Here is a 24,076-nt window from a genome sequence, read left to right on the forward strand (position 1 = left end):
ACTCCTGGAAAGGGATGCAGGGCACCGCAGTACGCGAGCAGGCTCGCTACCGGTGGGTGGTGTGCAAGGAGGTCGAGCGCAAGGCTCGCAGCGCTGGGGCGGTTTGATGCTCCCACACCCTGTGGGTGCCCGGAATCACCCTTTGGGGTGAGGGGGGCGACCCTTGGCCGACTCACCCCAACGGGTGATTTCGGTACCTGAGGCGGCGTGGGAGTATCTGGTCAACAACGCACCGCACTGGCGGCGGTGCCACTGAATAGAAACGGCAGGCCCACAGTGACTAATCAATTGCTTTCAGAACAGTGGTTCGAGCACCTGGCCAAGGTCACCGAGGCCATCGGCCGCCCGGGCTTCGCCGCCAACCTGTTTGCTGCGCTTGGCGTGATCCGGCCGATCCAGGCGACCACGGTGTACCTCTACCCGCACGACGGCATGCCTTGCGCGCTGTTCGAGCAGGACGACAAGGCGCCCTGGCAGCCCGAGGGCAATGTCAGCCGCTACCTGTCGGGCTTCTACCTGCTCGACCCGTTTTACGGTGCTTGCGTGGAGCAGGTCGCGTCCGGTTGCTATGGCCTGTTCGAGGTGGCCCCCGACCACTTCGAGGTCAGCGAGTACTACCAGTCGTTCTACCGCCACTCGCACCTGGAAGATGAGCTCAACTACATCCTGCAGGTGGCGCCCGGGCAAAGCCTGGCGGTGTCGCTGGCGTTTACCGACAAGCTCGATACACAGACCCGCGAGCTGTTCGGGCGCGTCACGCCCTGGGTGCTGGCGGTACTCGGCAAGCACTTCGCCGGGCTGGACAGCCGCGCCGGGCGTTTCGAAAACATCCTCGAACAACGCATCCACGCTGCGCTGAACAACTTCGGCAGCTCGTTGCTGACCGAGCGTGAATGCCGTATCGCCCAGCTGATCCTGCGTGGCCACTCGACCAAGTCTCTGGCCGAGCGCCTGGGTGTTTCGGAAGACACCATCAAATCGCACCGCAAGAACGTCTACGCCAAGCTCGACATCGGTACCCAGTCCGAGCTGTTTTCCCTGTTCATCGACGCGCTGGCCAATGCCCAGGGCGTGCTGGGCAAGGACCCGCTTGAAAGCTACATGGGCAAGCTGCGCTGAGCGACGGCTGCCCTGCAACCCCACCGCAAAGGAAAACCAACAATGAACGCGCCTTTCGCCCCGCAACGCCAGACCCGTGACTACCAGGCAGCCGACGCCGCACACCATATCCATGCCTTCCTCGACCAGAAGGCGCTGAACGCCGAAGGGCCGCGGGTGATCGTGGGTGGCGAACGCCTGCACCTGTGGGACAGCGAGGGCAAGCGCTACCTGGATGGCATGTCTGGCCTGTGGTGCACCCAGCTTGGTTATGGCCGCCGCGACCTGACGGCCGCCGCTGCCACGCAGATGGACCAGCTGGCCTACTACAACATGTTCTTCCACACCACCCACCCGGCGGTGATCGAGCTGTCCGAGTTGCTGTTCAGCCTGCTGCCGGGGCACTACAGCCACGCGATCTACACCAACTCCGGTTCCGAGGCCAACGAGGTGCTGATCCGCACCGTGCGCCGCTACTGGCAGGTGGTGGGTCAGCCAAGCAAGAAAATCATGATCGGCCGCTGGAACGGCTACCACGGTTCGACCCTGGCGGCCACGGCACTGGGCGGCATGAAGTTCATGCACGAAATGGGCGGGTTGATTCCGGATGTTGCGCACATCGATGAGCCGTACTGGTACGCAGAGGGTGGCGAGCTGACCCCGGCCGAGTTTGGCCGCCGTTGCGCCTTGCAGCTGGAGGAAAAAATCCTCGAGCTTGGCGCCGAGAACGTTGCCGGCTTTATTGCCGAGCCGTTCCAGGGCGCGGGCGGCATGATCTTCCCGCCGGAAAGCTACTGGCCGGAAATTCAGCGCATTTGCCGCCAGTACGACGTGCTGCTGTGCGCCGATGAGGTGATTGGGGGCTTTGGCCGCACTGGCGAGTGGTTTGCCCACGAATACTTCGGCTTCGAGCCCGACACCCTGTCGATCGCCAAGGGCCTGACCAGTGGCTACGTGCCCATGGGCGGCCTGGTGCTGAGCAAGCGCATTGCCGAGGCGTTGGTAGAGCGCGGCGGGGTGTTTGCCCATGGCCTGACCTATTCCGGCCACCCGGTGGCGGCGGCGGTGGCCATTGCCAACCTGAAGGCGCTGCGCGACGAAGGCATCGTGCGCCAGGTGAAGGACGACACCGGGCCCTACCTGCAACGCATCCTGCGCGAGGTGTTCGCCGACCACCCGTTGATCGGCCAGGTGCAGGGTGCCGGACTGGTGGCGGCGTTGCAGTTTGCCGAGCACAAGCCAACGCGCAAGCGTTTTGCCAACGAGAACGACCTGGCCTGGCAGTGCCGTACGTTCGGTTTCGAGGAAGGGGTGATCATTCGCTCGACCCTGGGCCGGATGATCATGGCCCCTGCCTTGATCGCCAACCACAGCGAGCTGGATGAGCTGGTGGAGAAGACGCGGATTGCCGTGGACCGCACGGCACGGTTGGTCGGCAAACTCTAACCCGCTCGCAAGCCCGACACATTTCTCTGTGGGAGCGGGCGAGCCCGCGAATCAGGCGCCGCGGTGCATGGCACCGGCTTCGCCGGTGTTCGCGGGCTCGCCCGCTCCCACAGGAAACGTGCAGCCTTTCACCAAAACACCGCTCCAAAGGTTTAAGGAGTACAAATGTACACCCTCGAATTCTGGCAACAACGCGCCTCGGACCTGTACCTCCCGTCGCAGGCACTTATCAGCGGCAAAGCCGTCAACGCACAGGATGGCGCCACCTTCGCCGCCATCAACCCCGCCACCAACGCCGTACTGGCCCAGGTCACTGCCTGCGGCCAGGCTGAAGTCGACCTTGCAGTGGCCAGCGCCCGCTGGGCCTTCGAGCAAGGTCCGTGGCCACGCATGGCCCCCGGCGAGCGCAAGAAGGTACTGCTGCGCCTGGCCGAGCTGATCATGGCCCATCGCGAAGAACTGGCCTTGCTGGACTCGCTGAACATGGGCAAGCCCGTCATGGATGCCTACAACATCGATGTGCCGGGCTCGGCCCATGTGTTCGCCTGGTACGGCGAGGCGCTGGACAAACTCTACGACCAGGTGGCACCCACTGCGCCCAACGCGCTTGCCACCATCACCCGGGAAGCGCTCGGTGTGGTCGCCGCCGTGGTGCCCTGGAACTTCCCGCTCGACATGGCCGCCTGGAAGCTGGCCCCGGCGCTCGCGGCTGGCAACAGCGTGGTACTCAAGCCCGCCGAGCAATCCCCGTTCTCAGCCCTGCGTCTGGCCCAGCTGGCCCTGGAAGCGGGCTTGCCGGAAGGTGTGTTGAACGTGGTACCGGGCCTGGGTGAGCAGGCCGGACAGGCGCTGGGCCTGCACCCGGACGTAGACTGCCTGGTGTTCACCGGCTCTACCCAGGTGGGCAAGTACTTCATGCAGTACTCGGCGCAATCCAACCTCAAGCAAGTGTGGCTGGAATGTGGTGGCAAAAGCCCCAACCTGGTGTTCGATAACTGCCAGGACCTGGACCTGGCGGCGGAAAAGGCCGCCTTCGGCATTTTCTTCAACCAGGGCGAGGTATGCTCGGCCAACTCGCGGCTGTATGTGCAGCGCTCGATTCATGACGAATTCGTCGAGCGCCTGCAGGCCAAGGCACGCCAGTGGATGCCGGGTAACCCGCTGGACCCGGCAAGCCGCGCCGGTGCCATTGTCGATGCCGAGCAGACCGGCCGCATCGAGGCCGCCATTACCCGCGCCGGGCAAGAGGGCGCCAGGTTGGTGTGTGGCGGTCGGCGCTTGACTGTCGAAGGCTCGGACAACTACATCGAGCCGACCATTTTTGCCGGTGTCGAGGGGCGCATGCGCCTGGCGCGGGAGGAAGTGTTCGGGCCGGTGCTGGCGGTCAGCGCCTTCGATACGGAAGAAGAGGCGGTGCGCCTGGCCAACGACAGCATGTATGGCCTGGCTGCCTCGGTGTGGAGCGATGACTTCAATCAGGTGCACCGGGTGGCGCGGGCGTTGAAGGCCGGCACTGTGTCGGTGAACACGGTAGATGCGCTGGATGTGACGGTGCCGTTCGGCGGGGGCAAGCAGTCGGGGTTTGGCCGCGACTTGTCGCTGCATTCGTTCAACAAGTATTCGCAGCTCAAGACCACCTGGTACCAGCTGCGCACCTGATGCGTTGTTCATGAACTGCGTCGCCTGCTTCGCGGGTTCAACCGCGAAGAGGCCAGCGCAGGGCAGCGATCAGGCCTTGCTGTCGAGCAAGCGCTGATACCGCGACAGGCTCTCTTCCAGGTGTTTGCGCAGCGCCGTGCGCGCACTGGCCACGTCGCCCATGCTGATTGCCGACAGGATTGCCCCGTGTTCACGGGCGATTTTCTTGATATGCGCCTGGCGGTTCTTGCCGGTGACTTGCCCGTGCTTGAGGTTCAGGTCGAGGATGATGTCCGGCCCCAGCGCCTCCAGCAGTTGGGTGAAGTGCGGGTTGCTGGTGGCGCGGGCAATCGCCAGGTGGAACTCGAAGTCGGCCTTGGCTTCTTCCTCTTGCGTGGCGCCGTCCAGCGAGTTGAAGCGGTCGAACGCCTCGGTGATCGCCGCCATGCTCGCAGGGCTGCGGCGCTCGGCGGCGCGGGCGACCGATTCGGTCTCGATGCCCAGGCGCAGTTCAAGGATCTGCGCTGCAGCGCGTACATCATCGACAACGCTGTCGATGGCGAAGCCGATGCGCTTTACATCCTGCTCGACCACGAATACGCCCACACCCTGACGAGCGATCAGGCGTCCGCCAAGGCGCAGCGAGGCCACCGCCTCGCGGATGACCGGGCGGCTGACGTTGAATTCTTTGCACAGCTCCTGTTCGGACGGCAGTTTGTCGCCCGGGCCGTAGGTGCCGTTGTCGATCCGGCTGGAAAGCTCCTGAATCACGGTTTCCGCCAGGTTGGCGCGGCGCGTGCCTAACGACGCATTCATAGAAGGGTTGCTCCTGAAACTGATTGGCTCATCACGGTTGATTCTCCGGCAGGTTGCGCGCAGCCCTGATGCCCCTTGCGGCGGGATCCGTAGCCAACCAGCGGTGATGTTGTCGGCATATGTTATCAAACATCTTACTAGTCAGGCTCATGCCCTGCTTTTTGATTGCGTGCATCGCTTGTCGCCGGAAAGATTATTTTACCTTCTCCCGTAGCATACACCCATTGACAGTTGCCTGCTGACTGTTATCTTACAAGTGCGATGGCGTTCCGGCCAATTCGCATGCGGTAAGCGATGTCGAGGTTCGTCCAATCACTACTGGGAGCTGAGCATGAATAACAACAAGGGAGGGCGTACAGCCCTCGCGACCGCGGTAACATTGCTGATGGCCATGGGGACGGCACACGCAGCAGACAGTGAAATCGTCAGGATCGGCTTCGCCGGCCCCCTGACCGGGCCTTCGGCGCACCAGGGACAGGACGTCGAGCATGGCATCCAGATTGCAGTCGAAGAGGCCAACCAGCAGCAGCTGAAAATCGGTGACAAGGTGGCCCGGTTCAAGCTGGTTTCCGAAGACGATGTCGCCGACCCGCGCACAGGCACTGCGGTGGCGCAGCGGCTGGTGGACTCGAAAGTGGCGGTGGTGATTGGTCACTACAACTCTGGCACCAGTATTCCCGCTTCGAAAATTTACGCCGCCGCCGGCATTCCGCAAATCTCGCCTTCGGCCACCAACCCCACCTTGACCCGCCAGGGTATCCCCTCGGTATTTCGCACCGTCAACGACGACGCCACCCTTGGCCGTTACGCCGGCAATTACTTGGTCAGCCAGCTCAAGGCCCAGCGCATTGCCATCTTCGATGACCGCACCGCGTATGGCCAAGGCCTGGCCGATGAGGTGACCAAGGCGGTCAAGGCGGCGGGTGGCAACGTGGTGGTGCGCGAGTACACCAATGACAAGTCGACCGACTTCAATGCCATCCTCACCACGGCCAAGGCGCAAAAGGCCGATGCAGTGTTCTTTGCCGCCCTCGATTACCAGGCCGCCCCGATGGCCAAGCAGATGAAGAACCTGGGCCTGAAGGCGCGCTTCATGAACATCGGCAACCTGCCCAACGATTCGTTCAGGCAGATGGCTGGCAGCGCCGCCGAAGGCACCTACGCCTGGAACTACGGCACGCCACTGCAGGACATGCCCAAGGGCGCGGCTTTCGAGCAGAAGCTCAAGGACAAGTTCGGCGTCGGCGTGGTGCAGTCGTCGCCCGCCGCCTATGACGCCACCTGGGCGGCAATCAACGCCATGGTCAAGGCCGGTTCCGACGACCCCAAAGTGTACTTGCCTGTGCTCAAGAACCAGAGCTACGAAGGCGTCACCGGCACCATCGCCTTCGACGACCAGGGCAACCTGAAGAACCCGGCGGCCACCGTGTTCCAGTTCGCTGACGGCGGCTGGAAAACCCTGTCGGTCGAGCGCGACTAAGCAGCACCTCATAACAAGCAGGCGCCGGCCTGCGACATAACAAGAAGACTTTTCCCACCTGCCAGGCCTGTTGGCGTGTGGCGCTGAGCCGCCGCGCGCCGACGACAACGCAGTTTCGAGGATTCAGCGCGTGGACGGTAATTTCGATATCTTGTTGCAGCAGGTCCTCAACGGCCTGGTGCTGGGCAGCATCTATGCCCTGGTAGCCCTGGGCTACACCATGGTCTATGGCATCATCGGCCTGATCAACTTCGCCCACGGCGAGGTGGTGATGGTTGGCGCCATGGTGACCATTTCGGTACTGACAATGCTCGCTGGCGCAGGCTTTGCCCCCGGGCTCATTACCTTGCTCCTGGCGATCATGGCCGCCGTGGTGGTGTGCATGCTGCTGGCCCAGGGCATGGAAAAGTACGCTTATCGGCCCTTGCGCAAAGCCCCGCGGTTAACCCCGCTGATTCTCGCCATTGGCATCTCCATCGCCCTGCAGAACCTGGCGATGATGATCTGGGGGCGCGGCTACAAGACCTTCCCTGAAGTGGTCGAGACGCAGCCGGTCGACGTATTCGGCGCCACCATCACCAACGTGCAGCTGTCGATCATGCTGATTGCCGTGGTGATCATGCTTGGCCTGTGGCTGCTGGTGGACAAAACCCGCCTGGGCAAGGCCATGCGAGCTACCGCGCAAAACCAGGAAGTGGCCGGGTTGATGGGCATCAACATCAACCGCGTGATCAGCGCCACCTTCCTGATCGGCGCCAGCCTGGGTGCCATCGCCGGGGTAATGCGTGCGATCAACTACGGCCAGGCCGATGCCTACATGGGCTTGCTGCTGGGCCTGAAGGCGTTCTCGGCGGCGGTGCTGGGCGGTATCGGCAACCTGTTCGGCGCCATGGCCGGCGGCCTGTTGCTGGGGCTGATCGAGTCGCTGGCAGCGGGCTACACCGGCCAGATCACCGGCGGTTTCCTGGGCGCCAACTACCAGGACATTTTCGCCTTCGCGGTGCTGATTCTGGTGTTGCTGTTCCGGCCAAACGGCCTGCTTGGCGAACGCCAGGCCGACCGGGCGTGAGGAGGCGGTCATGAAAAACCTCAAGACCCAGTACCTGCTGTTGATCCTCGGCTTCATCGCCTTGCCGTTCCTGATCGAGGCCATCCCCATGCTCGGCCCCACCTGGGTGCGCATCCTTGGCTTTGCCATGCTCTACGTGCTGCTGGCGTTGGGCCTGAACATCGTCATCGGTTACGCCGGGCTGCTCGACATGGGCTACATCGGCTTCTACGCCATTGGTGCCTACCTGTACGCGCTGCTGGCCTCGCCGCACTTGCAAATGGCCGGCCTGATCGAGGTAGTGCTGGACTGGCCGGTGTGGGTGATCATCCCGCTGGCAGCCGTGGCCGCAGCCATTTGCGGTGTGTTGATCGGGGCGCCGGTGCTCAAGTTGCGCGGCGATTACCTGGCCATCGTCACCCTGGGTTTCGGCGAGATCATCCGCATTTTCATGAACAACCTGGACCAGCCGGTGAACCTCACCAACGGCCCCCAGGGCATCAGCAACATTGCCCCGCTGCACGTCGATTTCGGGCCATGGGCCCATGCACCGGATGCAGGTGCGGCACCCGTGCTGTCGTTGCAGCAAAGCTGGAGCTTGTTCGGCCTGCAGGTTTCGCCGGTGATCAGCTACTACCTGTTCTTCCTGTTCATCGTCATCCTCTGCATCGTGCTGTCCAAGCGCCTGGAGGTGTCGCGCATCGGCCGTGCCTGGATGGCCCTGCGTGAAGACGAAGTGGCCGCCGAGGCCATGGGCCTGAACAAGCGCAACCTCAAGTTGCTGGCGTTCGCCATGGGCGCGACCTTTGGCGGGGTGTCTGGCGTGCTGTTCTCCAGCTATCAGGGCTTTGTCAGCCCCGAATCGTTCACCCTGATGGAGTCGATCATGGTGCTGGCCATGGTAGTGCTCGGCGGCATGGGCTCGATCCGTGGCGTGGTGCTGGGGGCGCTGATCCTGTCAGTGATGCCCGAGCTGTTCCGCGACCTGGTCAACTGGATCCAGCCATGGGTGATGGACAACGTTACCTTCATCAGCCGCGACATCCTGCGCAACGTGCTGGATGCCTCGACCCTGCGCATGCTGGTGTTCGGCCTGGCGCTGATCCTGGTCATGCGTTTCCGGCCCGAAGGGCTGTGGCCATCCGACCGCCGCCGTGCCGAGCTGCACGAGGGTGAAGCGCAAGCAGAGCCCGCGCCGGTCGTTGCAGTACCTCAACAGGCACCCTTCGAACTCCCGATCAAAGAGGCGGACAAGGCATGAGCGATATCCTTCTCGAACTGCATCAGGTCAGTAAATTCTTTGGTGGCCTGCAGGCCCTGCACGGCATCGACCTGAGCATTCGCCGTGGCGAGATTCGCGGGCTGTTGGGCCCTAACGGTGCTGGCAAGACCACCCTGTTCAACGTGCTTACCGGCCTGTACCGGGCCGAGCAGGGACGTGTGATGTTCGACGGCAAGCCGCTGCGCATCAGCAAGCCGCACAAGGTGGTGGAGGCGGGTATTTCCCGCACCTTCCAGAACATCCGCCTGTTCCACAACATGACCGCCCTGGAAAACGTGATGATTGGCCGCCATGTGCGCACCCGCAGCGGTGTGTTCGGCGCCATCCTGCGTACCCCGGCCTGCGTGCGTGAAGAACGCGAAATCCGCCAGGCCGCCCGTTACTGGCTGAATTACGTGGGCATCGGCCACCTGGCCGGCGAGTTGGCCAAGAGCCTGTCCTACGGCGACCAGCGTCGCCTGGAAATCGCCCGGGCGCTGGCCACCGAACCCAAGCTGATTGCACTCGACGAACCGGCTGCAGGCATGAATGCCTCGGAAACCGAAGGCCTGCGCCAACTGATGTGCAAGATGCAGGCGGATGGCAAAACCGTGTTGTTGATCGAGCACGACGTGAAACTGGTGATGGGCCTGTGCGACCACATCACCGTACTTGAATTCGGTCGCAAGATCGCCGACGGCTTGCCGGCCGACGTGCGCAAGGATCCACGCGTGATCGAGGCTTATCTGGGGGCAGAGGCAGTGGCATGAAGAACATTCTGCAAGTGAGCGACCTGAAGGTCAGCTATGGCGCCATCCAGGCCATCAAGGGCATCGACCTGAGGGTGGGCGAGGGGGAGATGGTGGCGCTGATCGGCGCCAACGGCGCGGGCAAGACCACCACCTTGAAAACCCTGGCCGGGCTACTGAAACCGAGTGCCGGCAGCATCACCTTCGATGGCAAGGCGCACGCGGCGATCAAGGGCCACGACCTGATCCGCGAAGGGCTGGCGCTGGTGCCGGAGGGGCGGGGGATCTTTCCCAAGCTGACGGTGCACGAAAACCTCGAAATGGGCGCCTTCAGCCGGCGCGACGGCAAGGACGCCATTGCTGCCGACATCGAGCGCATGTACGGCATCTTCCCGCGCCTGAAGGAGCGCGCCTTCCAGCTGGCCGGCACCATGTCGGGTGGCGAGCAGCAGATGTTGGCGATTTCCCGGGCATTGATGGGGCGGCCCAAGCTGCTGTTGCTGGACGAGCCGTCCATGGGGTTGGCGCCGATCATCGTGCAGAAGATTTTCGAAACCATCGTCGAGGTGGTCAAGGGTGGGGTGACGCTGCTGTTGGTGGAGCAGAACGCCCGGCTGGCATTGCAGACCTGCCAGCGCGCTTACGTGATCGATGGTGGGCGCATCAGCCTGGAAGGCTGCGCCAAGACCTTGCTGCATGACGACCAGGTGAAGAAGGCCTACCTGGGCGAATGATCCATTGGCAATGACAAGCAGATCGGCCTTGGGGGCTTGAGCGTTTGCCTTACGGGCCTCTTCGTGGGCAAGTCCGCTCCTGCAGAGGAATGCTGTGGGAGCGGCCTTGTGTCGCGATGGGGCGCGAAGCGGCCCCGGCAATCTCAGGTGTGAGGCACGTTCCGGCCACTTGCACCGCCCGCATACTCAGGCTTCAGATGCCCCTGCTCATCCAGCAGATAAGCATCCATCACCTCCCGCACCACCGGCCCTGCCACCCGGCCCCCAGCCTCACCGTTCTCGATCATCACCGCCACCACCACACTCGGGTGGTCGGCCGGTGCAAAGCCGACAAACAGGGCGTTGTCACGGTGCCGTTCCAGGGTCTTGTTGCGGTTGTAGCGCTCACCTTGCTTGATCGCCACCACCTGCGCGGTACCACTCTTGCCGGCAATCCGGTACTGCGCCCCCGCTGCCGCCGCACGGGCGATGCCGCGCGGGTCGTGCATGACCATCTGCATGCCCTGGCTGACCTGGTCCCAGGCATGTTTGTCGTGCAGCACGATGTTGGGCATCGGGTTAGGGTCGACTGGCGCATCGCCGCCCACGGTCATCGCCAGGTGCGGGCGGTGCCACACCCCTTTGCTCGCCAGCAGGCTGGTGGCCTGGGCCAGTTGCAGCGGGGTGACCTGCATGTAGCCCTGGCCAATGCCCAGGATCAGCGTTTCGCCCGGGAACCATGCCTGGCGGCGCGTGGCGCGCTTCCACTCGGCCGACGGCATCAGCCCGGAGGCTTCCTCGAACATGTCCAGTGACACCTTCTGGCCCAGGCCGAATTCGGCCATGTAGTCGTGCAGGCGGTCGATGCCCAGCTTGTGCGCCAGGTCGTAGAAGTAGGTGTCGTTGGAGCGCATGATGGCGGTGTACATGTCCACCCAGCCGTCGCCGCTGCGGTTCCAGTTGCGGTACTTGTGGTCGTAGTTGGGCAGCTCGTAGTAGCCCGGGTCGAATACCCGGCTGCCCGGGGTGATCACGCCGCTGTCGAGGCCTGCGATGGCTACCTCCGGCTTCACCGTCGAGCCTGGGGCATACAGGCCGCGCAGCACGCGGTTGAACAGCGGCCGGTCGATGGAATCGCGCAGTTCGGCGTACTGCTTGAAGCTGATGCCTTTGACGAACAGGTTGGGGTCGAAGCTGGGGTTGCTGACCATCGCCAGTACATCGCCATTGGCCGGGTCCAGCACCACCACCGAGCCGCGGCGGTCGCCCAGCGCTTTTTCTGCGGCTATCTGCAGGTGGGCGTCCAGGGTCAGGACGATGTCCTGGCCCGGGGTCGGGTCCTTGTGGTTGAGCACGCGCATCACCCGGCCCTGGGCGTTGGTCTCGACCTCTTCGTAGCCCACGTGGCCGTGCAGCTGGCTTTCGTAGAAGTGTTCAATGCCGGTCTTGCCGATCGATTGGGTGCCTCGGTACTCGGTACTGTCGAGGACCTTGGCCTCTTTCTCGTTGATACGCCCCACATAGCCTACCGAATGGGCGAAATGTTCGGCCAGCGGGTACTCGCGGATGAACTGCGGCTCAACCTCCAGGCCTGGCAGGCGGAACTGGTTCACGGCCACCAGGGCGATCTGCTCTTCGCTCAGCCCCACCATCAAGGTTACGGGCTCGAACGGTTTGCGGCCCCGGCGCAGGTCCTTGTCAAACTGCTTGCGGTCGTCCTCGGTCAGGCCCAGTACCTGGGTCAGGGCATCGAGCACCTTGGCCGAATCGCCACCGGCCCGCTCGCGGGTCATGGTCAGATCGAAGCTGGGTTTGTTGTCAGCCAGTACTACGCCGTTGCGGTCGTAGATCAGCCCGCGTTCGGGGGCGATGGGCAGTACGTGCACGCGGTTGTTTTCCGACACGGCGGTCTGCTGGTCGTGCTGCAGCACCTGCAATACGTACAGCCGGCCCACCAGAACGGCACACAGGCTGAACACCAGGGCGGCGCAGGCCAGAAGCCGGCGGTTGACCAGGTGCTTTTCCTTTTCGTGGTCCTTGAGGGGAATGGGCTGTGGCATCGGGGCTCTTCTTTCTACGGGTATCGCGTTGGCCATGCGGGCGCGCGAACGGGCGGGGGATGCTACGCAACACGCCCCGCAGCCTCAAGGTGAGTGGCGCCCGTCAGAAAGCGCGTATGGGCTGTGTGCCCCGTGATCAGGGCGCTGGCGCACATCATGAAGATTTGTTCATGGCTAACCCTTGGTGAAGGGGATTGGAGTCGATTCTGGTGTATTTATGGATCCATAAATAAAATTTGTGCGATAAACGAACAAGAAATCATTTTTAGGATAAATATCTAAGCTATTGAAAATAAATAATAAAAATTGATGTTTAGTGGTTTCGTTTCTTTGTTCACCGCGTTTAACCCCGAGCCTCCACGTTTGAAGTGATTGTTTGTGGATCCACTATCTGGTTGATTAGCGCCTGACAACGGCCGGAGCCCTCCAGCCGTATGCGACAACAATTACAAAAAGGGTCCAGTCATGAGTGGTTTTCCAGGGCTACGGAACCGTCAGGGTTCCTTGCGCTTTGCCTGCGTGTGCGTATCTGTTCTCCCACCTGTGAACCGGCAGGTGACCTTATGAATGCCGATCTCAAGCAACGCCTGGACAACGACCCGATGGGCCGCTTCCAGTGCCTGGCCATTGGTATTTGCATCATCCTCAACATGATCGATGGCTTCGACGTACTGGTGATGGCCTTCACGGCTGCCTCGGTGTCTGCCGAGTGGGGCCTGAACGGGGCGCAGGTAGGGCTGCTGCTCAGCGCCGGCCTGTTCGGCATGGCGGCTGGCTCGTTGTTCATTGCGCCGTGGGCCGACCGCTTTGGTCGCCGCCCGCTGATCCTGCTGTGTTTGGCGCTGTCTGGTGTCGGCATGCTGCTTTCGGCGATGAGCCAAACCCCGTTGCAACTGGCGCTGCTGCGTGGCCTGACCGGGTTGGGCATCGGCGGCATCCTGGCCAGCAGCAACGTGATTGCCAGTGAGTACGCCAGCAAACGCTGGCGCGGGCTGGCGGTGAGCCTGCAGTCCACCGGCTACGCCCTGGGCGCGACGTTGGGCGGCTTGCTGGCGGTGTGGCTGCTGGGGCAGTGGGGCTGGCGCTCGGTATTCCTGTTTGGCGGCATTGTCACCGTGCTGGTGATCCCGCTGGTGCTGCTGTGGTTGCCGGAATCACTGGACTTTCTGCTGGCGCGTCGCCCGGCCAATGCACTGGCACGGGTCAATCGCCTGGCCGTTCGCCTCGGCCAGCCGGCGCTGGCACAACTGCCAACACCCACTGCAAGGAAACAGGGCCCCGCCAGCGGCTTCCGGCAACTGCTGGCGCCTGCCATGCGCCGCACCACGCTGGTGATCTGGCTGCTGTTTTTCCTGGTCATGTTCGGCTTCTACTTCGTCATGAGCTGGACGCCGAAACTGCTGGTCGCCGCTGGCCTGTCGGCACAGCAGGGCATTACCGGCGGGGTGCTGCTGAGCGTCGGCGGCATCCTCGGTGCGGCGCTGATCGGCGGCCTGGCTTCGCGTTGGCCGCTCACGCGGGTGCTGGCGTTGTTCATGCTTATCACCGCAGCGCTGCTGGTGTTGTTCGTGGCCAATGGCGCGTCGGTCAGTGCGGCGCTGGCGCTGGGGCTGCTGATCGGGCTGTTTTCCAATGGCTGCGTGGCCGGGCTGTATGCATTGTCGCCGGTGGTCTATGACGCTTCGGTACGTGCGACAGGCGTGGGCTGGGGCATCGGCATCGGGCGCATGGGGGCGATCCTGTCGCCCACCGTGGCCGGTGTGTTGCTCGATGGTGGCTGGCAACCGCTGCACCTGTACGGGGTGTTCGCCAGCGTGTTCGTGCTGGCGGCAGGGTGCCTGCTGTTGCTGCGGCCGGCGGCCAGCCCGGCTCGGCCAGTGATGGCCGATGCCTAAGCCTGGCCGTCGATGATCGCCTCGGCGACCGTGGCGCAAAACCATTGCAGGGCGGCGGAGTTGTCGCTGTTGGGGTGCCAGTTCAACGAAACATTGAACGCGGGGACCTGGAACGGCAACTCAAGCATTTTCAGGCCACCGTCCTGCATGAACAGCCGGGCGATCTGTGCCGGCAGCACGGCGAGCAGGTCGGTGCCGGGGATGATCTTCGGCAACACCGAGAAGTGCGGCACCTGCAGGCTGGTACGCCGCTGCAGCTGCATGCTGTTGAGCACGTCTTCGACACTGCCATGGCCAGTGGTACGGGTAACGCTGATGTGACGTTCGGCAATGAACTGCTCAAGGCTCAGTTCAGTGCCGATGCGTGGGTGGTCGCAACTGAGCAGGCACACATAACGCTCGCGCAGCAGTACCTGGCTGCGAGTGCCCGGCACGGGTGGGCGGCAGATGGCCGCGTCGATCTTGCCGCTGGCCAGCCAGTCGCCCACCTGGTCGACCTGCAGCGGCAGCACCTCGACTTCGGCCTGTGGGGCGTCGCGGTTCAGACGCGCCAGGATCAGCGGCAAGAAGCCCATTTCGCCAAGGTCGGAGAGGGCGATGCGAAACCTGCGTTCGGTGGTGGCAGGGTCGAACTGGCGAGTGCTCTGCACGGCGCCTTCGATACGTGTCAGCGCATCACGCAGGGTGCTGTAAAGCTGGTCGGCGACAAAGGTTGGCTGGATGCCGTCACGCGTGCGGCTGAACAGGGCGTCGTCGAACAGTTCGCGCAGGCGGGCCAGGCCGTAGCTTACCGATGGCTGGGTGACGAACAGGCGCTCGGCGGCCAAGGTGACGCTGCGGGCTTCGTAAAGCGTGACGAAGGTGCGGATCAGGTTCAGGTCGATGTGGCTCATGGGGCGGCGGCTTCACATAGATAGGTTTTATTTTTGGTAAAGATAGTATCGATTTGATCAATCTTGTGGTGGCTGCAAAAGTAACCCGAATTCCAAAAACAAGCTGCAAGGGGCTTTATGAAAACTGTTCACGGCGCCACCTACGACATCCTTCGCCAACATGGCCTGACCACTATCTTTGGTAACCCCGGCTCCAACGAGCTGCCATTTCTCAAGGGCTTCCCGGAGGATTTCCGCTACATCCTCGGCCTGCACGAAGGCGCCGTGGTCGGCATGGCCGATGGTTACGCACTGGCCAGCGGCCAGCCGACCTTCGTCAACCTGCACGCGGCTGCAGGCACCGGCAATGGCATGGGCGCCCTGACCAATGCCTGGTACTCGCACAGCCCGTTGGTGATCACCGCCGGCCAGCAAGTGCGTTCGATGATCGGGGTGGAAGCGATGCTGGCCAATGTCGATGCCGCACAGTTGCCCAAACCGCTGGTCAAGTGGAGCCACGAACCTGCTACAGCACAGGACGTGCCGCGCGCCCTGAGCCAGGCGATCCACACGGCCAGCCTGCCACCACGCGGGCCGGTGTATGTATCGATCCCGTATGACGACTGGGCTTGTGAGGCGCCAGGCGGGGTCGAGCACCTGGCGCGGCGCCAGGTGGGCAGTGCCGGGTTGCCGTCGCCGGCGCAGCTGCAGCACCTGTGCCAACGCCTGGCGGCAGCGCGCAACCCGGTGCTGGTGCTAGGCCCGGATGTCGATGGCAGCGGCGCCAATGGCCTGGCTGTGCAGTTGGCGGAAAAGCTGCGCATGCCGGCCTGGGTGGCGCCTTCTGCGTCGCGCTGCCCGTTCCCGACTCGGCATGCGTGCTTCCGTGGGGTATTGCCAGCAGCCATCGCCGGTATCAGCCATAACCTGGCCGGGCACGACCTGATCCTGGTGGTGGGAGCCCCGGTGTTTCGTTATCACCAGTTCGCCCCGGGCCATTACCTGCCGGCCGACTGCGAGCTGCTGCACCTGACCTGCGACCCGGGCGAAGCGGCCCGCGCACCAATGGGTGATGCCCTGGTCGGTGACATCGCGCTCACCCTCGAAGCCGTGCTCGGCGGTGTGCCACAAAGCGGCAGGCCGATGCCGGTCGCTTTGCCGGCTGCCGAAGCGGTGGCAGATGACGGTGGCCTGCTACGCCCGGAAACAGTGTTCGATCTGCTCAATACACTGGCCCCCAAAGATGCCATCTACGTCAAGGAGTCTACCAGCACCGTCGGTGCGTTCTGGCGCCGTGTGGAAATGCGTGAGCCGGGCAGTTATTTCTTCCCGGCTGCCGGTGGCTTGGGCTTTGGTCTGCCGGCAGCGGTTGGGGTGCAGTTGGCATCGCCCGGCCGGCGGGTGATTGGTGTGATCGGCGACGGCTCGGCCAACTACGGCATCACTGCCCTGTGGACCGCCGCGCAATACAACATCCCGGTGGTGTTCATCATCCTCAAGAACGGCACCTACGGCGCGTTGCGCTGGTTTGCCGATGTACTGGATGTCAACGACGCGCCCGGGCTGGACGTGCCAGGCCTGGACTTCTGTGCCATTGCCCGTGGCTATGGCGTGCACGCGGTGCATGCGGCAACCGGCAGTGCGTTCACCGAGGCACTGCGAGCGGCGCTGGAAAGTGACCGGCCAGTGCTGATCGAAGTGCCGACCCAGACCATCGAACCCTGAACCCGACGCACACCGCGCGACACCCAACAAAAACAAGAACCGAGGTGGCTATGAAGACGACTTCCGTAAGCGAAGTGATCGATGCTGCACCCTTCAATCGCACGCATCTGCTGATACTGTTGTGGGGCTGTTTCATCATGCTGTTCGACGGCTATGACATGGTGATCTATGGCTCGGTAGTGCCGCGCCTGATGCAGGAATGGCAACTCAGCGCCATCGAAGCCGGCACGCTTGGCAGTTGCGCACTGTTCGGCATGTTGTTTGGCGGTACCTTGCTGGCCCCGCTGGCCGACCGGTTCGGCCGGCGCAGGCTGATCATCCTCACCACCTTGCTGGCCAGCCTGGCGGCGTTCATGACCGGTCATGCAAGGACGCCGCTGGAGCTCGGCGCGTGCCGCCTGGTGACCGGGCTGGCCCTTGGCGCGCTGGTCCCCAGCGCCGTCAACCTGATTAGCGAATTCGCCCCGCAAGGTCGGCGTAGCACCCTGATTACCGTCATGTCCAGCTTCTACTCGGTGGGCGCAGTGCTGTCGGCGTTGCTGGCGATCGTGGTGATCCCGCAATGGGGTTGGCAGGCGGTGTTCTATGTGGCGGTACTGCCGGTGCTCGCTGTGCCGTTCATGCTGCGCTACCTGCCGGAATCGGCGGCGTTTCTTGAAATCAAGGGGCGCCGTGCGGAGCTTGAGCAACTGCTGGCCAAAGTCGATCCGGCGTTTCGTCCAGGCACCGAGTTGCGTTTGTCGGGGCGCGGCGAGCCGGTAGACAAGGCGCGCCTGGCGCAGTTGTTTGGCCGTGGCCAGGCCCTGCCCACCTTGTTGCTGTGGGTGGCGTTCGCCATGTGCATGCTGATGAGTTACGGCCTCAACACCTGGTTGCCCAAGCTGATGGCGCAGGGTGGTTACCCGCTGGGATCGAGCCTGGCGTTTCTGGTCACGCTGAACATCGGCGCCACCGTCGGGGCGTTGTTTGGTGGCTGGCTCGCCGACCGCCTTGGTGTGCAGCGCACACTGGCGCTGTTCTTCGTGCTGGCTGCTGTGTCGTTGGCCGCACTGGGGCTAAACCCTGGCCCGCTGCTGCTGAACCTGCTGTTGCTGATTGCCGGCGCTACCACTATCGGCACGCTGGCGGTGATCCACGCCTATGCCTCTATTGCCTACCCGGCACACATCCGTTCTACCGGGGTGGGCTGGGCCGCCGGTATCGGCCGCCTCGGTGCAATCGCCGGCCCCATGCTGGGGGGTAGCCTGCTGTCGTTGCAGTTGCCTATCCAGCACAACTTCCTTGCCTTTGCCCTGCCTGGGGTGATCGGTGCGCTGGCCATTGCCCTTATCCAGGTGCGCGCGCCACAACAGGCCAGTGAGCCTGAAGCTGCCAACAAACCTACCTGCTGACCAAGGAGCCTTGCATGTCTGCCAATAGCCCCCGTTACCAAGACCTTCAGTTGCTGCCGATTGCCGGGCAGTGGCGCGCCGGCAGCGCCGGCAAGACCCTGAAGGTGCACAACCCCTACAACGACGACTTGTTGCTGCAAGTTCAACAGGCCAGCCGCGCCGACCTCGATGCCGCCTACCAGGAGGCGGCCCGGGCGCAGTTGCATTGGGCGGCCCTGGGGCCTGCCGCACGTGCGGCGGTGTTGTACGAAGTGGTGGCCATCTTCGACCGGCGCCGCGACGAAATCATCGACTGGATCATCCGCGAGTCTGGCAGTACCCGGCTCAAGGCCCAGCTGGAGTGGGGCGCGGCGCGGGCGATTGCGCTGGAGTCGGCATCGTTCCCGTCACGGGTGCACGGGCGCATTGTCGACTCCAACGTGCCGGGCAAGGAAAGCCGCGTGTACCGCAGTGCCCTGGGGGTGGTCGGGGTGATCAGCCCATGGAACTTCCCGCTGCACCTGACGCAACGCTCGATTGCCCCTGCGCTGGCGCTGGGCAATGCGGTGGTGGTCAAGCCCGCCAGCGACACACCGGTGTGCGGTGGCTTGCTGCTGGCGCGCATTTTCGAAGAGGCCGGCTTGCCGGCCGGGGTACTCAGCGTGGTGGTCGGTGCGGGCAGCGACATCGGTGATGCCTTCGTCGAGCACCCGGTACCGGCGCTGATCACCTTCACCGGCTCCACGCCGGTTGGGCGCGGCATCGGCCGTATCGCCAGCGGTGGCGAACACCTCAAGCACGTTGCGCTGGAACTGGGCGGCAACAGCCCGTTCGTGGTGCTGGACGATGCCGACCTCGAACAGGCCGTGAATGCTGCGGTGTTCGGCAAGTTCCTGCATCAGGGGCAGATCTGCATGGCCGTGAACCGGATCATCATTGACGACAGCCTTTACGACGCGTTCGCCGAGCGCTTCGTTGCGCGTGTCCGGGCGCTGGAGGTGGGCGACCCGGATGCGTCTGTCACGGTGATCGGGCCGGTAATCAATGCCCGGCAATTGCAAGGCTTGCAGGACAAGATCAGCCAGGCACGCCGCGAAGGTGCCGAGCCGCTGTACGAGGGCGGGGTCAGCGGCAACCTGCTGGCGCCGCATGTGTATGGCGAGGTCACTGCTGACATGGACCTTGCACGTAACGAAATTTTCGGCCCGTTGGTGGGCTTGCTGCGTGCACGCGACGAAGCCCATGCCCTGGCGTTGGCCAATGCCAGCGAATTCGGGCTTTCCAGTGCGGTGTTCAGCCGCAACCTGGAGCGCGCCGTACGCTTTGCCCGCCAGGTGCGGGCGGGCATGAGCCATATCAACGACATACCGGTGAACGACGAAGCCAACGCACCGTTCGGCGGTGAGAAGAACTCCGGGCTTGGCCGTTTCAACGGTGACTGGGCCATTGACGAGTTCACGCGTGATCACTGGGTCAGCGTGCAGCATGTGCCGCGCCAGTATCCGTTCTGACGCATTGAACCACTGAGTAGCGCCCGGCCCCGGCCGGGCATTCATGCAGCCTTTCGACCACGGGCTCCGGGCAGCCTGCGGGGGACGGCTGCGCCCAAGTAAAGCGGAGAACAATAATAATGATGCACACAACTTGCACGCTGGCCCGTTCGGTCCTGGCGGTATCGCTGGCGCTTGGCCTGGGTTTGCCGGCCTGGGCCGAGGAGGGGGGCTTCCTTGACGATGCCAAGGCCGGGCTGACCCTGCGCAACTACTACTTCAACCGCGATTTCCGCGACCCGGGGGCGGCCAAGGGCAAGGTCGAAGAGTGGGCCCAGGGCTTCATTTTCAAGTTCAGCTCTGGCTACACCCCGGGGTTGATCGGTGTTGGCCTGGACGGTATCGCCATGTTCGGTGTGAAGCTGGACAGCGGCGGTGGCACCAGCGGTTCCGAATTGCTGCCGGTGCACGATGACGGGCGTGCAGCCGACGACTATGGCCGGGCAGGGTTGGCGGCGAAGCTGCGTATTTCCGCGACCGAACTGAAGGTTGGTGAGCTGCTGCCCGACATCCCCCTGCTGCGCTACGACGATGGCCGCCTGCTGCCGCAGACATTCCGTGGGGCGATGCTTGATTCGCGAGAGATCGAAGGCTTGAGTCTGCAGGCCGGCCAGTACCGTGAAGTAAGCCTGCGCAACTCGTCCGACATGCAAGACCTTTCTGCCTGGGCCGCGCCCGGGGTCACCTCGGACGGCTTCAACTACGCCGGTGCCGAGTACCGCTTCAACCAGCAGCGCACACTGATCGGAGCCTGGCATTCGCAGCTGGAGGACATCTACCAGCAAAGCTACTTCAACCTGCTGCACAACCAACGGGTGGGGGAGTGGACGTTGGGGGCCAATCTTGGCTATTTCATCGACCGGGATGACGGCCAGGCGCGCATCGGCGACATTCAGAGCCGCACGGGTTACGCCTTGCTGTCGGCCTCGCACAGTGGTCATACACTGTACCTGGGGTTGCAGAAGGTCAGTGGCGACAGCCAGTGGATGTCGGTGTATGGCAGCAGTGGCCGTACCTTGGGCAACGACATGTTCAACGGCAACTTCAGCAACGCCGACGAGCGCTCGTGGCAAGTGCGTTACGACTATAACTTTGCCGCATTGGGGGTGCCTGGGCTGCTGGCCATGGTGCGTTACGGGCATGGCGAGAACGCGACCACGGCGGCCGGCAGCAATGGCAAGGAGTGGGAGCGCGATACCGAAGTGAACTACACCTTCCAGAGCGGGGCGTTGAAAAACCTTAACATCCGGCTGAACAACGCGACCAACCGGCGTAGCTTCAACAGTGATTTCGACCAGACCCGCCTGATTGTCAGCTATCCGCTGTCGCTATAAAGCTTTTACCGCGCCGCCTTTAAGGCACTGGGGCCGCTTTGCGGCCCATCGCCGGCAAGCCAGCTCCCACAGGTACTGCGCTGTACTGACGAACTGTGCGGTACCTGTGGGAGCTGGCTTGCCGGCGATGGGCTGCGCAGCAGCCCCAATGACACGCCGCACCGTCTCTCGTATTGCCCGAACAAGCCAACAGCACCTCCCCGCCTTACGCTAAGATGCCCGCTCATGTCCCTGGAAGTAGCCCGGATGAGCAAGCCTGGTCAAATGGTGCTGGTCGCGTTGCGCAAGATGATCGCCTCGGGCGAGCTTGCAGCTGGCGAGCGCTTGATGGAAGTCCCCACCGCCGAACTGTTCGGCGTGTCACGCATGCCGGTGCGCATGGCGTTTCGCACCCTTGAGCAGGAAGGCCTGCTGGTGCGTTTTGGCGGTCGGGGTTTTCAGGTGCGTTCGGTCAGTGCCGATGACATCGCCGGCGCCGTCGAGGTACGCGGCGTACTGGAAGGCCTGGCTGCCCGCCAGGCTGCGGAACGTGGCCTGTCAGCCCAGGCCCGCGAAGCGCTGCAACGCTGCCTGGTCGAAGGCGACCAGTTGTTCGACAAGGGCTTCGTCACCGAAGAAGACCTGCAGGCCTACCACGACCTCAACATGCGCTTTCACCAGGTTATCATCGAAGCCAGCCACAACCCGGCCATCGCCGATGCCCTGGCGCGTAACGACCACCTGCCGTTCGCCTCGGTCACCGCTCTGGCCGTGGACCGCCACGACCTGGCCCGCGAATACCGGCGCTTCAACTTCGCGCACATGCAACACCATGCGGCGTTCGATGCCTTGGTCAATCGCCAGGGCGCCCGCGCCGAGGCCATCATGCGCGAGCACGCCAACGCCACCTTGCGCTACGCCGAAACCTTCGGCGGGGCAACGGTGGAAGAGGGCATGAAGGTGATTCTGCCCTCGTCGTAGGCCGGTTCAGATATCCAGCACCAGCAGGGGTGTTTTCGAGCGCGAGCAGCAGGGCGTGAACTGATCGTTCAGCGCCTGCTCTTCGTCGGTCAGGAACATGTCGCGATGGTCTGGCGTGCCTTGCAGCACGCGCGTCAGGCAAGTGCCGCAAATGCCCTGTTCGCACGACATCGCAATCTCGATGCCGTGCTGCTCCAGCACCTGCACCACTGTCTGGTCGGCAGGCACCTCGAACACCTGGCCGGTGCTGCCGACCTGTACCGAGAAACTGCCGTCGTTGCTGGCATCCACCGGCGCTGCGGCAAAATATTCCCGATGCAGGCAAGCCTCCTGCCAGCCCAGGCCCCTGGCGCTGTCCAGCACATGCTGCATGAAACCACCCGGCCCACACACATACAGGTGTACATCCGGCTGCGGGTTATCCAGCACCCGTGCGATGTCCAGTGCCGTTTCTGGCTGCTCGTCAAAATGCACGAACAGGCGGTCGGCGAAAGGCGCTTTACGAATGCGTTCAACAAAGGCGGCACGCTCACTCGAGCGGGCGCAGTAGTGCAGTTCGAAATCCCCACCGCTTTGCGCCAGGTGCTCGGCCATGCACAGGATAGGGGTAATCCCGATACCCCCGGCAAACAGCACACTGCGCCGCGCCCCTTCCGCCAGCGGGAACAGGTTGCGGGGTTCGCTGATGCGCAGGCGTGCGCCGGCCTGTACCTGCTCGTGCAGGCAGCGTGAACCACCCCGCGAGGCCGGGTCGTTGAGCACACCGATCAGGTAGCGGTGGCGCTCTTCGGGGTGGTTGCACAAGGAATACTGGCGCACCAGCCCATCGGGCAAGTGCACATCTATATGCGATCCCGCGCTGAACGCGGGCAGCAGGCTGCCATCCGCTGCTGCCAGCTCGAAGCTGCAAATGCCCTGCGCTTCATCGTTGCGGGAAACCACTACGGCATCGATCATCTTGGCTTCTCCTCAGGCAGGGGTAGCGCTGGTGGCAATCAGTTGTGGCTGCGGCATGCGCTCTTTGGCAATCAGCCGCTCCAGGATCTTGCGCGACTGCACGCCACCGGCATCGATGTTCAGCTTCAGCAGGTTGCGTTCCGGGTAGGCCAACAGGTTCTGTTGCTGCCGCTCCAGCATCTCCAGGTCTTCGCTGAAGATCTTGCCCTGGCCTTCCCGGATGTTGTCGGTCAGCGCCTGGTCCTGCGCCGCAAAATTGCGCGCCATGCCCCAGAAGTACCAGATCGAGGTGTCGCTCTCTGGCGTGATGAAGTCCACCACGATGCTCGACGCCTTGTGCTGCGCCTCCGCGTGGTAGCCTCCTTTGCCGGCATGCGCCACGCCCACTTCGATCAGCACATGGCTGGGCGGGGTGAAGCGGCAGATCTGCCAGCGGTCCACCGGCACATCGTCTGCCAGCCCGTTGCCACGCAGGGCCATGCGCCAGAAGGGCGGGGCCATGATGTTTTCCATGTGCCGGGCGGTGACCACTTCGTCGCCGGTGACGGTGGTGACGGGCGGGGCCTCGTCGATTTCCTTCTGGCCGATGCTGGAGGCGTGCACGTAGGTTTCGTGGGTGAGGTCCATCAGGTTGTCGATCATCAGGCGGTAGTCACAACCGATATGGAACAGCCCACCGCCATAGGCCCACTCTTCATTGACGGCCCATTCCAGGTGCGGGATCAGCGCCGGGTCGGCCAGCGCCTGGTCGCCTGGCCAGACCCAGATGAAGCCATAGCGCTCGACGGCGGCGAAGGTTTTGTTGCAGGGAAAGCCCCGTACCCGCTGGCCCGGCATCGACACGGTCTTGCCATCGCAGCCCATCACCAGACCGTGGTAACCACACACCAGGTTGCCGTCTTCAACGTAACCCAGCGACAACGGCGCACCACGGTGCGGGCAGAAGTCCTCGACGGCGGCCACGCGGTTTTCCTGGGCGCGGTAGAACACGATCTTCTCGCCACAGATCTGCCGGCCCAAGGGTTTGGTGGCGATTTCGTCGGGGGTGCAGGCTACGTACCAGGTGTTTTTGGGGTACATGGGGGAGGCTCTCCGGGTTTTGTT

Annotated in this window: 19 protein-coding genes; 14 read left to right on the plus strand and 5 right to left on the minus strand. The window is 63.4% G+C overall.

Annotated elements, in window-relative coordinates; all coding sequences use genetic code 11:
- Positions 1–276: 276 nt before the first annotated feature.
- The 3 genes from A0O30_RS25305 to A0O30_RS25315 all read left to right on the plus strand — a co-directional run bounded on the left by A0O30_RS25305 (position 277) and on the right by A0O30_RS25315 (position 4,203).
- Positions 277–1,119, plus strand: a complete 843-nt coding sequence (locus tag A0O30_RS25305) for a helix-turn-helix transcriptional regulator (protein ID WP_105948500.1) — start codon at positions 277–279, stop codon at positions 1,117–1,119.
- A 42-nt stretch (positions 1,120–1,161) separates the two neighbouring features.
- Positions 1,162–2,544: an aspartate aminotransferase family protein gene (locus A0O30_RS25310; RefSeq protein ID WP_105948501.1), complete on the plus strand. Its 1,383-nt coding sequence runs from the start codon at positions 1,162–1,164 to the stop codon at positions 2,542–2,544.
- Between the two features lie 165 nt (positions 2,545–2,709).
- Positions 2,710–4,203, plus strand: coding sequence for an aldehyde dehydrogenase (locus A0O30_RS25315; protein ID WP_105948502.1), 1,494 nt, complete (start codon positions 2,710–2,712; stop codon positions 4,201–4,203).
- A 69-nt stretch (positions 4,204–4,272) separates the two neighbouring features.
- Here the strand turns inward: A0O30_RS25315 and A0O30_RS25320 are convergent, their stop codons facing one another.
- Positions 4,273–4,998 carry a FadR/GntR family transcriptional regulator gene (locus tag A0O30_RS25320; RefSeq protein WP_016714594.1) on the minus strand — a complete coding sequence of 242 codons (726 nt, stop codon included), beginning with the start codon at positions 4,996–4,998 and terminating at the stop codon, positions 4,273–4,275.
- Positions 4,999–5,329: 331 nt separating this feature from the next.
- Here A0O30_RS25320 and A0O30_RS25325 point away from each other — a divergent pair, with 331 nt between their 5' ends.
- The 5 genes from A0O30_RS25325 (at position 5,330) to A0O30_RS25345 (ending at position 10,270) form a co-directional block, all read left to right on the plus strand.
- Positions 5,330–6,478, plus strand: a complete 1,149-nt coding sequence (locus tag A0O30_RS25325; RefSeq protein ID WP_256589809.1) for a branched-chain amino acid ABC transporter substrate-binding protein — start codon at positions 5,330–5,332, stop codon at positions 6,476–6,478.
- A 130-nt stretch (positions 6,479–6,608) separates the two neighbouring features.
- A complete protein-coding gene (locus A0O30_RS25330) occupies positions 6,609–7,547 on the plus strand; it encodes a branched-chain amino acid ABC transporter permease (protein WP_105948504.1) in 939 nt (312 codons plus the stop codon).
- 10 nt (positions 7,548–7,557) lie between these two features.
- Positions 7,558–8,787, plus strand: coding sequence for an ABC transporter ATP-binding protein (locus tag A0O30_RS25335; RefSeq protein WP_105948505.1), 1,230 nt, complete (start codon positions 7,558–7,560; stop codon positions 8,785–8,787).
- Positions 8,784–9,557 (plus strand): ABC transporter ATP-binding protein, encoded by a 774-nt coding sequence (locus A0O30_RS25340; RefSeq protein ID WP_105948506.1) that lies wholly within the window; start codon positions 8,784–8,786, stop codon positions 9,555–9,557. The genes A0O30_RS25335 and A0O30_RS25340 overlap by 4 nt, the downstream gene beginning before the upstream one ends.
- Positions 9,554–10,270: an ABC transporter ATP-binding protein gene (locus A0O30_RS25345; protein WP_060497150.1), complete on the plus strand. Its 717-nt coding sequence runs from the start codon at positions 9,554–9,556 to the stop codon at positions 10,268–10,270. Before A0O30_RS25340 ends, A0O30_RS25345 begins: the two co-directional genes overlap by 4 nt.
- A gap of 143 nt (positions 10,271–10,413) precedes the next feature.
- Here A0O30_RS25345 and mrdA read toward each other — a convergent pair whose 3' ends face one another.
- Entirely contained in the window at positions 10,414–12,309 is a 1,896-nt protein-coding gene (mrdA, locus tag A0O30_RS25350) for a penicillin-binding protein 2 (protein WP_105948507.1), read from the minus strand.
- Positions 12,310–12,872: 563 nt separating this feature from the next.
- Here mrdA and A0O30_RS25355 point away from each other — a divergent pair.
- Positions 12,873–14,204, plus strand: coding sequence for an MFS transporter (locus A0O30_RS25355; RefSeq protein ID WP_105948508.1), 1,332 nt, complete (start codon positions 12,873–12,875; stop codon positions 14,202–14,204).
- Here A0O30_RS25355 and A0O30_RS25360 read toward each other — a convergent pair.
- Positions 14,201–15,097 carry a LysR family transcriptional regulator gene (locus tag A0O30_RS25360; RefSeq protein WP_105948509.1) on the minus strand — a complete coding sequence of 299 codons (897 nt, stop codon included), beginning with the start codon at positions 15,095–15,097 and terminating at the stop codon, positions 14,201–14,203. The genes A0O30_RS25355 and A0O30_RS25360 overlap by 4 nt on opposite strands.
- A gap of 117 nt (positions 15,098–15,214) precedes the next feature.
- Between A0O30_RS25360 and mdlC the strand changes: the two genes are divergently transcribed.
- From mdlC to A0O30_RS25390, 5 genes are all read left to right on the plus strand, one after another.
- Positions 15,215–16,801, plus strand: a complete 1,587-nt coding sequence (mdlC, locus tag A0O30_RS25365; protein ID WP_105948510.1) for a benzoylformate decarboxylase — start codon at positions 15,215–15,217, stop codon at positions 16,799–16,801.
- A 50-nt stretch (positions 16,802–16,851) separates the two neighbouring features.
- A complete protein-coding gene (locus A0O30_RS25370) occupies positions 16,852–18,192 on the plus strand; it encodes an aromatic acid/H+ symport family MFS transporter (RefSeq protein WP_105948511.1) in 1,341 nt (446 codons plus the stop codon).
- Positions 18,193–18,206: 14 nt separating this feature from the next.
- A complete protein-coding gene (locus A0O30_RS25375) occupies positions 18,207–19,682 on the plus strand; it encodes an aldehyde dehydrogenase family protein (RefSeq protein WP_105948512.1) in 1,476 nt (491 codons plus the stop codon).
- 119 nt (positions 19,683–19,801) lie between these two features.
- Positions 19,802–21,055 carry an OprD family porin gene (locus tag A0O30_RS25380; protein WP_177410312.1) on the plus strand — a complete coding sequence of 418 codons (1,254 nt, stop codon included), beginning with the start codon at positions 19,802–19,804 and terminating at the stop codon, positions 21,053–21,055.
- A gap of 246 nt (positions 21,056–21,301) precedes the next feature.
- On the plus strand, positions 21,302–22,015 hold the full coding sequence (locus A0O30_RS25390; protein ID WP_016714586.1) for a GntR family transcriptional regulator: 714 nt from the start codon (positions 21,302–21,304) through the stop codon (positions 22,013–22,015).
- Between the two features lie 6 nt (positions 22,016–22,021).
- Here A0O30_RS25390 and A0O30_RS25395 read toward each other — a convergent pair whose 3' ends face one another.
- Positions 22,022–22,972, minus strand: coding sequence for a PDR/VanB family oxidoreductase (locus tag A0O30_RS25395; RefSeq protein ID WP_105948513.1), 951 nt, complete (start codon positions 22,970–22,972; stop codon positions 22,022–22,024).
- Positions 22,973–22,984: 12 nt separating this feature from the next.
- The gene (locus A0O30_RS25400; protein WP_105948514.1) at positions 22,985–24,052 is read right to left on the minus strand and encodes an aromatic ring-hydroxylating dioxygenase subunit alpha; all 1,068 of its coding nucleotides are present in this window, start codon (positions 24,050–24,052) and stop codon (positions 22,985–22,987) included.
- Positions 24,053–24,076: the final 24 nt, after the last annotated feature.

The sequence above is a fragment of the Pseudomonas sp. LLC-1 genome (genome assembly GCF_002992185.1).
Classification (GTDB): domain Bacteria; phylum Pseudomonadota; class Gammaproteobacteria; order Pseudomonadales; family Pseudomonadaceae; genus Aquipseudomonas; species Aquipseudomonas monteilii.